Annotated in this window: 12 protein-coding genes and 7 tRNA genes; 6 read left to right on the plus strand and 13 right to left on the minus strand. The window is 51.9% G+C overall.

Going from position 1 to position 15,479, the window contains the following annotated elements; translation table 11 throughout:
• Nucleotides 1–18: 18 nt before the first annotated feature.
• From thrS to H924_RS08025, 10 genes are all read right to left on the minus strand, one after another.
• Complete coding sequence (thrS, locus tag H924_RS07980; RefSeq protein ID WP_404825318.1) at nt 19–2,121, minus strand: threonine--tRNA ligase; 2,103 nt, start codon at nt 2,119–2,121, stop codon at nt 19–21.
• Nucleotides 2,122–2,331: 210 nt separating this feature from the next.
• Complete coding sequence (locus H924_RS07985; protein WP_015651455.1) at nt 2,332–3,555, minus strand: Dyp-type peroxidase; 1,224 nt, start codon at nt 3,553–3,555, stop codon at nt 2,332–2,334.
• Nucleotides 3,556–3,569: 14 nt separating this feature from the next.
• Nucleotides 3,570–4,148 carry a copper chaperone PCu(A)C gene (locus H924_RS07990; RefSeq protein ID WP_015651456.1) on the minus strand — a complete coding sequence of 193 codons (579 nt, stop codon included), beginning with the start codon at nt 4,146–4,148 and terminating at the stop codon, nt 3,570–3,572.
• Nucleotides 4,149–4,159: 11 nt separating this feature from the next.
• Entirely contained in the window at nt 4,160–4,750 is a 591-nt protein-coding gene (locus tag H924_RS07995) for a copper resistance CopC family protein (RefSeq protein ID WP_029703215.1), read from the minus strand.
• A gap of 307 nt (nt 4,751–5,057) precedes the next feature.
• Nucleotides 5,058–5,130, minus strand: a tRNA-Gly gene (locus H924_RS08000).
• Between the two features lie 36 nt (nt 5,131–5,166).
• Nucleotides 5,167–5,238 (minus strand) — tRNA-Val (locus H924_RS08005).
• Nucleotides 5,239–5,249: 11 nt separating this feature from the next.
• Nucleotides 5,250–5,320, minus strand: a tRNA-Cys gene (locus H924_RS08010).
• A gap of 41 nt (nt 5,321–5,361) precedes the next feature.
• A tRNA-Gly gene (locus H924_RS08015) sits at nt 5,362–5,434 on the minus strand.
• A gap of 36 nt (nt 5,435–5,470) precedes the next feature.
• Nucleotides 5,471–5,542, minus strand: a tRNA-Val gene (locus H924_RS08020).
• A 33-nt stretch (nt 5,543–5,575) separates the two neighbouring features.
• Nucleotides 5,576–5,648: transfer RNA gene (locus tag H924_RS08025), tRNA-Gly, on the minus strand.
• A 262-nt stretch (nt 5,649–5,910) separates the two neighbouring features.
• On the opposite strand from H924_RS08025, the gene H924_RS08030 reads away from it, so the two are divergent.
• The 4 genes from H924_RS08030 to msrB all read left to right on the plus strand — a co-directional run bounded on the left by H924_RS08030 (nt 5,911) and on the right by msrB (nt 8,570).
• Nucleotides 5,911–5,985 (plus strand) — tRNA-Val (locus H924_RS08030).
• An 88-nt stretch (nt 5,986–6,073) separates the two neighbouring features.
• Entirely contained in the window at nt 6,074–6,769 is a 696-nt protein-coding gene (locus H924_RS08035) for a pyrimidine reductase family protein (RefSeq protein WP_015651458.1), read from the plus strand.
• Nucleotides 6,770–6,819: 50 nt separating this feature from the next.
• Nucleotides 6,820–8,112, plus strand: a complete 1,293-nt coding sequence (aftC, locus tag H924_RS08040; protein ID WP_211208098.1) for a glycosyltransferase family 87 protein — start codon at nt 6,820–6,822, stop codon at nt 8,110–8,112.
• Nucleotides 8,113–8,156: 44 nt separating this feature from the next.
• Nucleotides 8,157–8,570 carry a peptide-methionine (R)-S-oxide reductase MsrB gene (gene msrB, locus H924_RS08045; protein WP_015651460.1) on the plus strand — a complete coding sequence of 138 codons (414 nt, stop codon included), beginning with the start codon at nt 8,157–8,159 and terminating at the stop codon, nt 8,568–8,570.
• A 75-nt stretch (nt 8,571–8,645) separates the two neighbouring features.
• Here the strand turns inward: msrB and hemQ are convergent, their stop codons facing one another.
• Nucleotides 8,646–9,347 carry a hydrogen peroxide-dependent heme synthase gene (hemQ, locus tag H924_RS08050; RefSeq protein WP_015651461.1) on the minus strand — a complete coding sequence of 234 codons (702 nt, stop codon included), beginning with the start codon at nt 9,345–9,347 and terminating at the stop codon, nt 8,646–8,648.
• Between the two features lie 665 nt (nt 9,348–10,012).
• Here hemQ and H924_RS08055 point away from each other — a divergent pair.
• Together H924_RS08055 and H924_RS08060 are read left to right on the plus strand one after the other, a co-directional pair.
• Nucleotides 10,013–10,630, plus strand: coding sequence for a DUF3000 domain-containing protein (locus H924_RS08055; protein WP_015651462.1), 618 nt, complete (start codon nt 10,013–10,015; stop codon nt 10,628–10,630).
• 10 nt (nt 10,631–10,640) lie between these two features.
• Nucleotides 10,641–11,852, plus strand: a complete 1,212-nt coding sequence (locus H924_RS08060) for an HRDC domain-containing protein (RefSeq protein ID WP_015651463.1) — start codon at nt 10,641–10,643, stop codon at nt 11,850–11,852.
• An 84-nt stretch (nt 11,853–11,936) separates the two neighbouring features.
• On the opposite strand, the gene dxs is transcribed toward H924_RS08060, so the two are convergent.
• Both dxs and H924_RS08070 read right to left on the minus strand, forming a co-directional pair.
• A complete protein-coding gene (dxs, locus tag H924_RS08065; protein WP_015651464.1) occupies nt 11,937–13,850 on the minus strand; it encodes a 1-deoxy-D-xylulose-5-phosphate synthase in 1,914 nt (637 codons plus the stop codon).
• Between the two features lie 186 nt (nt 13,851–14,036).
• Nucleotides 14,037–15,275: a class I SAM-dependent RNA methyltransferase gene (locus H924_RS08070; RefSeq protein ID WP_015651465.1), complete on the minus strand. Its 1,239-nt coding sequence runs from the start codon at nt 15,273–15,275 to the stop codon at nt 14,037–14,039.
• Between the last annotated feature and the right edge of the window lie 204 nt (nt 15,276–15,479).

Below are 15,479 nucleotides of genomic sequence, written 5' to 3' on the forward strand. Positions count from 1 at the left end.
GCAGTTTCTGAGCTGGAATTACCTGCGGGCTGCAATGGTTTCCTCGCTTGGTTGCTCATTAATGCGATCGCCAATCCAGCTGGAGATCAGCGCAATAGCCTCATCGACTGGCACACCATTAACCTGAGTGCCGTCCAAGAAGCGGAAGCTTACCGCGTCTGCTTCTACGTCACGAGCACCGGCTAGCAGCATAAAAGGAACCTTGCCGGTGGTGTGGTTACGGATCTTCTTTTGCATGCGGTCATCAGAGGTATCAACATCGGCGCGAATACCCTTTTCACGCAGCTTTGCAGAGATTGCCTCCAGGTGTGGAATGCAATCATCAGCCACTGGGATGCCCATGACCTGGTGTGGAGCAAGCCATGCTGGGAAAGCGCCAGCGTAGTGCTCAAGCAGCACACCGAAGAAACGCTCGATGGAGCCGAAGAGCGCGCGGTGAATCATAATTGGCTGCTTCTTGGATCCATCAGAGGAGGTGTATTCCAAGTTGAAGCGCTCTGGCATGTTGAAGTCCAACTGCACGGTGGACATCTGCCAGGTACGACCAATTGCATCACGAGCCTGAACGGAGATCTTAGGACCGTAGAATGCAGCACCCTCTGGATCTGGAACGAGCTCCAGGCCGGAGTTGGTTGCCACACGGCTCAGGATTTCGGTGGAACGCTCCCAGATTTCATCAGATCCCACAGACTTCTTAGGATCGCGGGTGGAGAGCTCCAGGTAGAAATCATCGAGGCCATAGTCACGCAGCAGGGACAAGATAAAGTCCAAAACGGAGGTGAGCTCAGCTTCGAGCTGATCCTCGGTGCAGTAGATGTGAGCATCATCCTGGGTGAAGCCACGCGCACGAGTCAGACCATGGATAACGCCGGACTTCTCATAGCGGTAGACGGTACCAAACTCAAAAAGACGCAGGGGCAGCTCACGGTAGGAACGTCCACGAGAATCAAAGATGAGGTTGTGCATTGGGCAGTTCATGGGCTTGAGGTAGTACTCCTGCCCCGGCTTGGTCTCATTGCCCTCTTCGTCATATTCCGCGTCCACCTGCATTGGAGGGAACATGCCATCCTTGTAGAAGCCCAGGTGGCCGGAACGCTCGTAGAGATCCTGCTTGGTGATATGTGGGGTGTTCACAAAGGAGTAACCCGCAGCGATGTGGCGGCGACGGGAGTGATCTTCCATCTCATTGCGCACGATGCCACCATTGGGGTGGAATACTGGCAAGCCAGAGCCAAGATCATCAGGGAATGAGAAGAGGTCAAGCTCAGTGCCTAGACGGCGGTGATCGCGCTTTTCAGCCTCAGCAAGCATGGTCTGGTAGGCATCGAGGGATTCCTTGTCCTCCCACGCAGTGCCATAAATACGCTGTAGACCAGCATTGTTTTGATCGCCGCGCCAGTAGGCAGCAGAAGACCTGGTCAATGCGAATGCTGGAATATAACGAGTGGTTGGGATATGAGGTCCGCGACAGAGATCTGACCACTCAACTTCATTGGTGCGAGGGTTGACATTGTCATAGGCGGTCAGTTCTCCGCTGCCAACCTCAGTTGCTTCATCGGAGTTGGGGTCAACATTGCCCTTATCCTGAATCAGCTCAAGTTTATAAGGCTCATTGGCAAGTTCTGCAGCTGCAGCCTCAGCGGACTCATAAACGCGGCGCTCAAACTTCTGGCCGGTCTTGATGATCTTCTTCATCCGCTTCTCAATGGTCTTGAGATCTTCTGGGGTGAAGGGTTCTGCGACATCAAAGTCGTAGTAGAAGCCGTTTTCAATGGCAGGACCAATGCCCAACTTGGTGCCTGGGAATTCTGCCTGCACGGCCTGTGCCATCACGTGAGCGCACGAGTGGCGGATTACAGCGCGACCGTCTGGGGTATTGGCTGGCACTGCAGTGAACTTTGCAGTGGTAGCTGGGACGTGGGACAGATCCTTCAGGTTGCCTTCGGCATCCTTGGCACAAACGATGGCCTCTGGGCCCTTGTTTGGAAGCTCAAGCTCTCGCATGGCAGTACCAATAGCGGTACCTGCTGGAACCTCAAATTCAACGAGGTTTACTGCTGCGATATTAGGGGTGTTCACGAAATGTGCGCTCCTTCGTGCGCTCACGTGGACCAACGGCATACCTGGCCGCCGTCCACTAGTTCAAGGTGCGCAGTTGACCCAGCTCTCCCCTGCCTTTCACATTAAAAAGGCAGCGAAAATCGCCGTGGCATGTTCGGATACCTGGGGCATTATCTCTTATTTACTATGTGGCGCCGTACCGATGGCGCGTTAATAGTTAAGGAATAAAGCCCGATGGTCAACTGTCTTGTCATATCCTACCGTGTATACCTAGCTGGCAAGGAGTCTGGCTCCCCAGAATTCATCAGCCTCTGAATCTGCAGGGTTGGTTCCAGGTGGGATAAAGAAAACTGCAGAACCGATATGAGTAATCCACTGGTTAAGGCGATCTTGTTCATCCAAACGGGCTTGAATTGGGGTGAATTGCAGGTCAGGGTTCTTTTGGAAACAAATAAACACCAAACCAGCATTTGAGAGCTGTTCCGAAGTTGGATCAGGAGGCAGATCATAGTTAAAGACACGCCTTAAGATCCGCTGTTCAGGATGCCCCTCCGCAGGTTGCGATCGCGCCATGTGGCTTGCGGGATCAATAACGGGCAGTCCAACTGAATCGGTGGCGGCAAAATCGGCGGTATCAAATTCCGAAACACCAGTTAGCGGAGCACCCGTATCCAAAGTACGACCCACCGACACCTCCCGTGATCCACGATCCAGCTCTTCCCACGTGTCAAGGTTCATGGCAATGCGACGCACCACCATACAGCTACCATTGTGCATCCAGGCCGGACCCGCATCAATCCAGGCTACATCCTGGAATTCTTGGTCGGTACGCGGGTTTATGGTGCCATCTTTTTGGCCAAAGAGATTTCGCGGCGTCTCATCCTTATCCAGGACACCCTGGGCATTAACAAACCCCTGTTGAATCCACCGTGTAGCCACATAATCCACACCTGCGCGAATCATATGGCGCATGGCATGACTCAGAGTCACTGCATCATCACCGCAAATCTGCAAAACCAGATCCGCCTCGCCCCACTGCTCCTGCAGTTGATCCCGCTGAAAAGCCGGAATGGGGTGCAACCACTCAGGCCTTTGTGATGCAAGCCCGGCGACGTCGAAAAGCCGAGCACCAAAACCACAGGTTATGGTCAAGTTGGCCGGCGAGGTTGCCAGTTCAGGTTCCAGGCTGCCCAGGGGCGTTTGCCCGGCGCAGAGCGCGCGGGCGTCCTCGGTCCACAGCCGCATCAGGCGACGAATGCCAGCCCGATCAGCTCCCGCACGCAGGCTAAAAGCAACCAAATTAAGATGCGCCTGGTGTGGGGTGTCAATACCTGCTTGGTGGCGGCCATCAAAGGGTACAACCTGGCCTTTTAAGCTTGTCGACGCGCCCTCGGTGGTTGCCGCTTGTGGTTTTTCAGGCGAGCTACAGGCCGCAACGGCCGAGGCGCCAGCAAATACGCTGGCGCCAGTCAGGAAACCCCTGCGGGTAACCATAAAATACTCCTATTTTAGTGAGCCATCTCGCTGTGATCCATGCTCATGCCATATTCTTCATCGCCAGCTGCGATGGTACGAGCAGGAGTTGGTTCCAGTTCCACAGTGGTGCCATCTTCTAGCACCAAAGTGATGGTTACTTTTTCACCAGCCTGGATTGGAGCAGCCAGACCAAGAATCATCATATGATCGCCACCGGGTGCCAATTCCACGCTCTCACCTGCAGGGATAACCAATCCCCCAGCCTTTGGCTGCATCATGCCATTAACAACCTCATGGATTTCAAAGCTTTGAGCATCCACGTTGGCGCTAAAACCGGTGACATGAACTTCTTGTTCAGTGTTGTTGACGATGGTGCCAAACACCGCAGTCATATCGCTGCCCTCAGCTGAAGCGCGAACAACCGCATTGTCCATGCTCAAAATGGCATTGGAATCAGAGGCTTTGGTGGAAGTTGAAGTTGAAGCACTTGGAGTCATGCTCATCGCAGTTTCCGCAGTACTGCCGGTGGAATCATTTTGATTGGCTGGGGAACATGCAGCCATAAGCAATGCTCCGCTGAGTAGGACACTTGCGCCAAGAATCTTCTTCATGGTTTTTCCTTCTACTTCTGATTACGGTTTTTGGCGATCATCATGACAATGGCAGCTGCTACCACCAGTACTGCAGCAATGCTGAGTACCCACTTCCAAGGACCTGCCACACCGGAGGTTTCCTCAGCGGTGTTGGTGGACTCTGCAGGTGTTGCCTCTGAGCTAGGAGCTGCTGCGGTGGTTTCTACAGCCGTAGTGGCGGATGGCGCAGCTCCGGTTCCAGCTACCTCAAATGCAATTGAGCCTTTGGTGGCGTGCCCATCAGAGGAGGTGATTTGGAAGCCCAGCACATAATTGCCAGCAGCTGGTTTTACCTCAGCAGGTACTTCATAAGTAATGTGCTGGTCCTGCAGCGTTGGAGTGCCGGAGCTTAAAACTTCACCGGTGTCGGCATTGCTTAATGCCACAGTGGTGAAAAGATCTTGCGGTAGACCAGAGAATTCAAGGTCAATAGTTTGGGGGAACTCTTCCACCACGCTGCCGTTTTCCGGGTTGGAGGAAACAACAACGTCATGGGCTTGAGCGACTGGAGCGGCGAGGAAACTCAAAGCTCCAACGGTGGCTGCACCAGCAAGTGCAGTTGCAGCGCGGAGTTTCTGCATAGCCAATCCCCCACTATTAACTTCTTTATCTCTTGCTAAAGCCACGTTCAACCTTTCATCTGCTGGCGATTCAGACATCATTCGCCACGATCAGTCCCCGATGTTTTCGGGTTCAGATAGTTGTCGAAAATCCTGCCTATTTAGTTCCCACCTGTATTAATTTCCATAAATCAACACGTAGGTTAATAACTAATGAACTCAGTGTAGGAAGGTTCGAGATGAATTTCAGGCACTGTGAGCAGCGCAACGCAAGTCTAACGCACAAAAACAAAAAAGCTCTGCACTTTTCAGGACAGAGCTCTACTTGAGCGGATGACGAGATTCGAACTCGCGACCCTCACCTTGGCAAGGTGATGCGCTACCAACTGCGCTACATCCGCATAAATCATTTTTTAAGAGGTGACTCACCCTCTTTGTGCGCGATACTGGGATTGAACCAGTGACCTCTTCCGTGTCAGGGAAGCGCTCTCCCGCTGAGCTAAACGCGCCCGCTAATGCGAGGTGGAAACGGGAATCGAACCCGTGTGCACGGTTTTGCAGACCGTTGCCTCACCACTCGGCCATTCCACCGTGGCGGGATTCCCGCCTCAGGTACATGGTAAATGTACCAGAGCGGATGACGAGATTCGAACTCGCGACCCTCACCTTGGCAAGGTGATGCGCTACCAACTGCGCTACATCCGCATAAATCATTTTTTAAGAGGTGACTCACCCTCTTTGTGCGCGATACTGGGATTGAACCAGTGACCTCTTCCGTGTCAGGGAAGCGCTCTCCCGCTGAGCTAAACGCGCGAGACATTTCAACGATTGGCCCGGTGAAATGAGAGCGGATGACGAGATTCGAACTCGCGACCCTCACCTTGGCAAGGTGATGCGCTACCAACTGCGCTACATCCGCATGCACTGCAGTGAACTTGTTTTCTTAAGTTCCGTTCTGTGCGGTGCCTGAATAACTTTAGACGGAAGCCCTCTCACAACACAAATCCCCTGATAGAACTCAAAAACGAGGGTTTTAAAGCCCCTCCCAAAGCGCCTTTTGAGAATTACAGCTTTGTATTTCAGATGTTGGGTTGCGCAACATTATTCAGCCCACACAAGTAAGGGGGAGGCAATTATGAACTTCGAATTAAGGCGTGTTAACTTTTAAACACACCACTTGAGGTCCTATGGCTCAGTGGAAGAGCGTTCCGTTCACACCGGAAAGGTCGCTGGTTCGATCCCAGCTAGGACCACCATTAAGAAGATCTCCCGATCAGCAGCTTGCTGATCGGGAGATCTTCATTTTGCCAGTGTTGAGCTCAAAAGCCTTCTATTCTTTTAAAGATGGCGAACATCAAAGACCTCATCGGCCCACTCCAAGAGCCCACAATTCCTGAATTGCGCTGTGTTTTGGTCAGCACACTCCACGGATCAACCACAGTTAATGGAACTTCTGGAGATCTAGGCAATAACACTGACACCGCTCTCCTATTGGGACTGCGTCAATGGAGTGATGTCGTTTTAGTGGGTTCTGGCACGATCAAAGCAGAGAACTACGGTGGCGTGCAGATTCCTTTAGAGATTCAACAACAACGCCTTACAAATGGTCAATGCGCTATTCCCCCCATTGCGGTTATCTCAAGTTCGCTGAAATTTGATACGGAGTCCCGCTTCTTTAAAGAAGCACAAACTCGCCCCCTCATCTTTACTGATAACAAAGATGCTGAGCTTAAAGCCGTGCTGAAAAATGCGAGTGCAGAAATTATTGAGATGGAAGTGCTCAGTGTGCGAGGTGTCGTCGACAAGCTCCGGAATGCGGGCTACGCACGCATCACCTGTGAGGGGGGCGCGACCCTTTACGCGCAGGTTTTAGATGCCGGCATAGTAGATGTATGGCATCAGACCGTGGATCCCACAATCTCAGGCACCGTTGAGCACCCCATGGTGCAAGGCGGAAATGCAGCCCCACAACGTTTTAGGTTTGATCACTTTTACGCTGATGCCGATAGTACGGTGTTCCTGCGTTATGTTCGGAGCTAAAAGGGGTGTTGGACAACGTGGAGGTTAATCCCATTGGCTAGATTAGTTGTGTGAGTTTCTCCCCGGTTTTACCAAGCCCAGTTAGCAATGAACTCGAACAACCCCGTCGCAGCAGGTGGGATCATATTGGCAATGCTATAGGTTGGCCGTTGGCTATTTTGCTGATGGCTCACCGCTTTTTTGTGTTGGCTATTAATGGTTCCGTCACCGATGACTTCACCACTGTTTATAGTGCGTTGCGCAGGTTTATTGAAGGGGTTCCGGTATATAACGAGGTCTATCATTTTGTTGACCCTCATTACCTCTATAACCCAGGCGCCACTTTGCTACTTGCACCGTTGGGCTATATCGCGAATTTCACTCTGGCGCGCTGGGCATTTATTGCTGCCAACCTGCTTGCCATTGTTATTGCTTTGGGGCTTTTAACGCGAATGGCTGGTTGGGCACTACGCAGCATGGTCTGGCCACTGGCAATTGCGGTTGCCATGCTGACCGAAGCAGTACAAAATACCCTGATCTTCTCCAATATCAATGGCATTTTGCTGCTCATGTTGGTTCTCTTTTTGTGGTGCGTGATCCATAAGAAATCCTGGGTAGGTGGTCTAATCATCGGTTTAGCCATCTTGGTAAAGCCGATGTTTTTGCCATTGCTCTTTTTACCGCTGGTGAAAAAACAATGGGGAGCACTAGCTTTAGGCATCCTCACACCAGTGATTTTTAACGTTATCGCCTGGCCTTTGGTACCAGGAGCGGCAGATTACATCACCCGCACAATCCCCTACTTGGGTGAAACTCGAGACTTTGCCAATAGTTCCCTGCCGGGCTTAGCTATTTACTTCGGCATGCCGAAACAATGGGAGATGCTGTGGTTCCTCATCTTCGGTGGCATGGTTGGTGTTGCAGTTTTGGCACTGCTGCGTTTTAGAAATACTGAGCCTTTCTTCTGGGCTGCAACTACTTCTGGTGTGCTGCTTACTGGCGTATTCTTCCTATCTTCGCTGGGACAGATGTACTACTCCATGATGATCTTCCCCATGATCTTTACCGTGTTGGGCCCACGCTCTGTATTCCACCAATGGGCAGCCTGGGTAGCAGCGTACTTCTTCCTTACTCCAGATACTTTCGAGTCCACACGCTGGCCAGATATTGCGCGCTGGGTGGAATTTTTCCGGGCGACAGCTGGTTGGAGTCTATTGATCGTCGTAACTTTTGTGGCGGCGCTATTCTGGTTCGTAGGTGACATTAAGACCAAGCGCTCCTTGGCCACACAGGCATCACAAGAACCAGAGCACATGAGCACTCAAGTAGATCTGGATTCTCAGCCAATTACTGAAACTCCCTAGATCTTCTGCAAGATATATGCTCAACAAATTTTTGAGAGGACAAAATGACTGACTTTAAGTTCATTAGCGATGCAGAATGGCGCGAGCGCCTAACCCCGCAGGAATTCCATGTACTGCGTGAAGCAGGCACCGAACCTCCACATATTGGTGAATACACCAACACCACTACCGAGGGTGTCTACTCTTGCCGTGCCTGCGGCGAAGAACTATTCCGCTCCACCGAGAAATTTGATTCTCATTGTGGCTGGCCTTCTTTCTTCTCCCCACTTGCTGGCGACAAGATCATCGAGAAGGAAGATCTTTCCCTAGGAATGCGTCGCGTTGAGGTGCTCTGCGCAAAGTGCGGTTCCCATATGGGCCACGTTTTTGAGGGCGAGGGTTATGACACCCCCACTGACCTGCGCTACTGCATTAACTCCATCAGTATCAAGCTCGAAGAAAAGCCTATTTCCGAATAAGTTTTTACTGGCACGCATCAAGCCCCGCCCAGCCTTAATTGGCTGGGCGGGGGCTGTTTTTCGTCGACAAGCGCCTTATGGCAAGACGTTGATCAGCTCTGCAATATCTGCGACGCGGCGGCCGGAAACGAATGGCAGCTCCTCGCGGACATGCAGGCGAGCCTCGGTGTAACGCATCTTGTGCATGAGGTCAACGATGCGGTGCAGCTCATCAGCCTCGAAGGCGAGCATCCACTCATAATCGCCAAGCGCAAAAGCACTCATAGTGTTGGCCCGCACGTCTGGGAAATCAACGGCAGCCTGGCCGTGCTCACGCAGCATACGAGAGCGCTCCTTTGGATCATTGATGTACCACTCATAACTGCGGACGAATGGGTACACAGTCATCCACTCACGTGGCTCTTCGCCCATGATAAATGCTGGCAGATGAGCTTTGTTGAACTCGGATGGGCGGTGAATAGCATTACCAATCCAGAAAACCTCAGAAGCCTGACCAAGCTGGGTGAAACGGCGGAAGTTATTAAACACCTCTTGGAGCTGCTGGAATTCTTCAGCATGCCACCAGATCATGTAGTCAGCATCAGCGCGCAAGCCAGTGGCATCATAAATGCCACGCACAACTACATTGCCGGCAGCTTCAATGTCAGCGAAGAACTGGCGTGCTTGCTCGATGGCCTCAGTGCGGTCATCATCAAGAATCCCCGGAACGATGCGGAACACTGCCCACTGGGAGTAGCGCTGCACCCGATTGAGCTCTTTAATGCTTGGGTCGCTCATAAAATGATTTCCTTTCATGGTTCACCGCTGTTTATTAAGGTGAACCTCGTGCTTGAGGTAAACCTCATGCGGATGAATCGCGGATAAAGCGTAGTGCGGGTGCATTTCGGGTATGTCTTGAATCTGCCTAGGGTTCCCTGGTGGATTATCTTAATTTCTTATTTAAAATTCACTCGGAAACTTTAAGGCTTAAACCTCACATACTTACACCAACATATCCATCATAAGTTTGATCACCCGCCGGTGTGGCAATAGCCCCAAACTTAGGCTACATTTCACACCCCCTTGCTTCATCATCGCTTCACCATGCTCAAAAATGCTGACTGTTTTTAGCCGAAATTTGAGCTCTTGAGAACAAGGCAGAACACCGCTGGATGGGCAAACAAAGGGGTACGTCGAAAAGCTCAGAACGGTAATTCTCACCAACTCAAGCGAAACCGGGCATCTAAAACCAATCTAGTTAGCCTAGTTACTCAGCCACTCGTCCGTCTGTTGTTTTATTTGCACAAATAAACCCCTGCTAAGTCACCTCTTTTGTGCAGCCCTCTTATGAATTCGTTAGATTTCTTTGATCTTTCTCGAATATTTTCTTAAGCCACCAGACTTTTAAAAATTAACGGCGCGCCTCCCCCGCAGATGTAATCGCTATTAGTAAGTTTCACAGTGTGATCGATTCTGAAGCGACCTCTCAGCACCAGACCTCATCCACCCCGGCGGAGAGTACTCCCGTGGAGTTTTCCGAAGCGGTTGAGTCCATGCATAGAGCGCGCCTGCGCCCAGAACTTGCTTTGGGCACAATCAGACCACCGCAGCGCCTTGCACCCTTCTCTCATGCCATCGGCCTCGAGGTAAACCACCACGAAGAATCCGACGTTGTTGCTACCAACAGTGAAGGCGATTCTTTCGGCCGTCTTATTTTGCTCCATGATCCAGGTTCAGAGGATTCTTGGGAAGGCACCATGCGCCTTGTCGCCTATATTCAGGCCGATATGGATCATGCTGTAGCCTCCGATCCACTGCTTCCAGAAGTTGCATGGCAGTGGCTAAATGAAGGCCTAGAAGAAGCAGGTGCTGGTTTCACTAACCTAGGTGGCACCGTTACCTCCACCAGTTCTGTTCGCTTTGGTGAAATTGGTGGCCCACCCAGCGCTTATCAGGTAGAAATGCGTGCTTCTTGGACTGCCACCGGCAATGACCTCACCTCGCATGTCGAGGCATTCGCAGCGGTACTTGCTTCCGTTGCAGGACTCCCACCGGAGGGTGTCACCGAGCTGCACAGGTAGATTGGTATTTATGGTTTCCGATCTTCTACAGCCGCGTGATGGCACGCCTCCCCTGCTTTCAACTCCCGCAGAATTTGAGGCTGCAGCCGAAGTCCTCGCCAATGGAACCGGCCCTTTTGCCATTGATACTGAACGCGCTTCAGGATTCCGCTATGACGATCGTGCCTTTCTTATCCAAATTCGACGCCGTGGCAGTGGCACTGTTTTGCTGGATCCTGAGTCTTTTCGGCCGGAATTAACCCGAGCTTTGGGCCCGGTGATCAACAATCAAGAGTGGATCATTCACGCTGCAGCCACTGATTTACCCAGCTTGGCATGGCTGGATCTCCACCCTGGCATGCTTTTTGATACTGAACTAGCAGGGCGTTTAGCTGGCTTCGAGCACGTCAATCTTGCTGCCATGGTGGAACAGATCTTTGAACTCCACCTGCTTAAAGGCCATGGTGCAGAGGATTGGTCTAAGCGCCCGCTGCCTGAATCTTGGCTTACTTATGCCGCCCTTGATGTGGAAATGCTGCTTGAACTGGCAGATGTGATGGCAGAAATTCTGGATTCCCAAGGCAAACTTGCCTGGGCGGAACAAGAATTTCGCTATATTATGTCGCAATTTGCGGAGGTCTCTGAACCTGCAGCCACCACGTGGACTGATCTCAAAGGAATTTCCACCCTCAAACGCCCAGATCAATTAGCCGTGGCGCGCGAATTGTGGATGGAAAGAGATTCTTTTGCTTCTTCCAGGGATCTAGCTCCTGGCAAAATCTTGCCCAATAAGGTGATTGTGGAAGTCGCGCGAACTCTTCCACGCAGCCCCGCAGATTTGGCGCGAACCAAGGGCTTTCCGGGACGCAATCCGGCAGCTGTGAAGCGCTGGTTCCGGGTAGTTATGCGTGCTCTAAAAAGCGCTAAAAACACCTGGCCAACTCCCCTGCCACGCAAAGACGGCATTCCTGATCGTCGCATGTGGAGCACCTATTATCCCGAAGAATATGAGGTCTTGCAGGAGGTCCGGGCCAGTATTGATGATCTCGGGGCGGATTTAGCCATCCCCGGCGAGAACCTCTTACAGCCCGCAACTTTGCGAACCATGGTGTGGATGGCCGTGCATACGCAGGAAATTGGCGATCCCGAAAGTCTCTTTGAGGCTTTAGCCGATTATGAAGCTCGCCCGTGGCAAATTGAGCAGGTGGGCGCGCTGCTAAGCAAGGCGCTTTTCAAAAACTAAAAAAGGAGCCACGCAAGGTGGCTTCTTAAGGGGACGGATTCAGGTTTGTGTGCTTTGCGACGCAAACCCGGTCGCTTCTAGTCTTTATTCGCCAAAAAGATTATCCATCCACCCATTAATGCTTGCTTCTACTGCATCAAGATCAAGGCTATGATCAGCCAAAACTTCATTGCGGGAAGCATGATCGAGGTATTTCTGAGGTACCGCAACTTGACGGCGTGGAGTATCTATCTCTGCTGCATTCAGCGCGTCAGAAAGCAGTGAACCAACACCGCCGTGGATCACGCCATCTTCAATAGTGACAACCAAATCGTGATCATCTGCCAAGGCAACCAGCGACTGCGGAATTGGGATAACCCAGCGAGGATCAACAACCGTGACATTCACACCACGGGCGGCGATACGCTCTGCCACCTTTAGTGCAATGGAGGCACGCTCGCCAACAGCCACGATCAACACCGACGGTGCAGAATCTTCGGTTTCGCTTTGATCTGCTGCATCAATGTAGCCAATGAGGTCAACGCCATCCTCAAAGGTCTGCAAAGCCTCAACCGGAGTTGGCAATTCTCCCTTAGGGAAACGGATCACAGTCGGACCATCATCGATTCCCACTGCTTCATTAAGCAATTCCCGCAGTGTGATTTCATCACGAGGAGCTGCAACGCGAATACCAGGCACGATGGAGGTTAATGCAAGATCCCAGACACCGTTGTGGCTGGCTCCATCAGAACCGGTCACACCAGAGCGATCCAACACAATCGTTACGGGCAGGTGGAGCAATCCGACATCCATTAGCAACTGGTCAAATGCCCGGTTGAGGAAGGTGGAGTAAATTGCCACCACTGGGTGCTTGCCGCCTAGTGCCAGGCCAGCAGCGGAGGTCAACGCATGCTGTTCTGCAATTCCCACATCAAAAAAGCGGTTGGGATAATTAGCCGCAAATTTTGCCAAACCAGTAGGTCCGGCCATTGCTGCAGTAATCGCAATAACATCTTCATTCTGGCCACCAATTTTGGTGAGCTCATCACTAAAAACAGCAGTCCAACCTGGTTTGGACACAGATTTTGGCTCACCAGTTACGGGATCCATAATGCCGGTGGAGTGCATTAGCTCATCAAGGTCTTGTTCAGCCGGTGCATAACCGCGACCTTTTTCCGTCACCATATGAACGATGATGGGACCTTCATAGTCATGGGCATATTTCAAAGCATTTTCTACTGCCTTGAGGTTATGGCCATTTACTGGTCCCACATATTTCATACCCAGTTCTGGGAACATCTCAGTGGGAATAACGGTGCTTTTTACGCCTTCTTTAAAAGCGTGCAATGCCTCGAAAGTACGCTCCCCGACCCAGCCCATGGACTTCAAAGAGGTCTTTCCCTTTTCCATGACGCGGTCATAAAAAGGTTCCATACGCAGTTCTGCCAAGTTTTCGGCAAATCCGCCGATGGTGGGAGAATAGCTGCGCCCATTGTCATTAACAATGACCACAACATTGCGGTCTTTACCAGCAGCGATGTTATTAAGAGCTTCCCAACACATGCCACCGGTAAGGGCGCCGTCACCAACTACAGCTACCACGCTGTGCTCGCTATCGCCATTAAGCTGCATGGCTTTGGAAAGGCCATCTGCATAGGACAATGCTGCGGAGGCATGAGAGGATTCGGTCCAGTCGTGCTCACTTTCGGCGCGGCTGGTGTAGCCAGAAAGTCCATCTTTTTGGCGAAGGGTATCAAAATCGCCAGCGCGTCCGGTGAGGATCTTGTGCACATAGGACTGATGCGAGGTATCAAAGATGATCGGATCAGCTGGGGAATCAAAGACTCGATGCAACCCGATGCTGAGTTCAACAACTCCCAGGTTAGGACCAAGATGTCCACCGGTTGCTGCCACCTTATCTACCAGGAAGGTGCGAATTTCCTCGGCCAACACCTCAAGATCTTCATCTTTAAGGGCTTTGAGGTCAGCAGGTGTTGAAATTGAGTTTAGGATTCCCATTGGCGTGAGTCAGACACCTTTGCTTCTCGGAAAATGAACGTTTTCAAAAAATGTGTACCGGGCTGGCGATACTAAATAGGCAGGTGGTCGCGGAACCCACCTGCGTCGTTTGAGCTATCTTACTCTGTAATTAAGCACCGTGTTTAATTCTGAGTTCCGCAAAGTACTTAATAAATAAACTGTGATTTAGCCCTTAGGGATAAAAACACCGATGGTTTCAAAGTGGTGAGTACCAGGGAAAGCATTAAATACTGCCAGGCGTTCCAGGGTGTATCCATTGGTATTCCAGTCTGCAACATCACGAGAAAATGTCGCAGGATCACAGCCAATATGGATCACAAGCTGGGGGTTTGCCTCGGCAATGCTCTTCAAAACCTCAGCGCCAGCACCGGTACGTGGAGGATCAAGAACCACCACATGTGGGGAATTGAGCTGAGAGGTCACACCTTCAACACGGCCAGTGTGGAAGGTAACAGGCAAGCCTTCGAGGGCGATCTCGCCGGCCTCTGCCGAACCGGCAGAAAGCTCCACCGAGTGCACACGTGCACCAAGCTTGTCGACGATTACCGGCGCGAACAACCCAACGCCGCCATAAAGGTCCCAGGCCACAGGGCCACGCTTATCGACGTCGCTAAGCTCCAGGCCCTCTAGCACCTCGGCGATAAAACCTGAATAGGCAGCAGGAGCAGCAGAATGGGCCTGCCAGAATGAGGACACTGGGAAAGTCCAGGTGTAGTTGCCTACTGTTTGCTCCACATTGCCGGTTCCTTCCAGAACCTTCAGTACAGTCTCCGTGCGGCGACCACGAGGAGCCTTATGAGCTTCAATAACATGGCGCTGGCCCTTGTCGTCGATAGCCGCAATGATCTCTGAACCTGGGGTGAAGCGCTGTGCGCCCTCCCCCATCAGCCCGTCGAGAAGCGCTGGTACTACCTGTGAGCAGGTGACCTCGGTGACGAGGTCATTGCTCTTAGGCTTGCGGAAACCTGCACGACCGGAGGCATCAACGCCCAAACGCACGCGGGTGCGCCAGCCGGAAGTAGGCTGCAGATCAAAAAGTTCTGGGGTGCCGAGTCGAGCCAGGCCACCAATTCTTTCCAGCTGGTCAGTCAGCACCTGAGTCTTAAGACGCAGCTCAGCGGCTGGATTTAGTTCTGCATAGTCACAGCAACCAGCACCGGCAGCAGCTGCTGCACAACGGGATTCCACGCGATCAACAGAAGGCTTATTTACTTTTACTACCTGGCCGCGCGCCCACTTTTTCTTGAGCTGGGAGATTTCTACATCCACGTCATCGCCAGGGAATCCACCCTGTACAAAAATAACGCGTCCATCATGGTGGGCGATTCCTTCTCCACCGTGTGCAGGCCTAATGACCTCTACAGAGATGACGTCGCCTTTGGTTAATTCAGCGGTTTCAGTCATGAGACTGTTTCCTCATTCTTTCTCATTCACACCCACAGCCTGTGGCGCAGTGGCCTTTTGCGGTCTGTGGGTGCAGTCACGGATCAAGATCGGTATGAATTGGCGGCCAGATCCGTTAATGGCCACCCCGGAAGATGATGCGTGTGTGGCTGAAATCCCGCAGGCGCAGCACACCATATCTATGAAATATTTAACGCAGAGAAC

The sequence above is a fragment of the Corynebacterium callunae DSM 20147 genome, from assembly GCF_000344785.1.
Taxonomy (GTDB): Bacteria; Actinomycetota; Actinomycetes; order Mycobacteriales; family Mycobacteriaceae; genus Corynebacterium; species Corynebacterium callunae.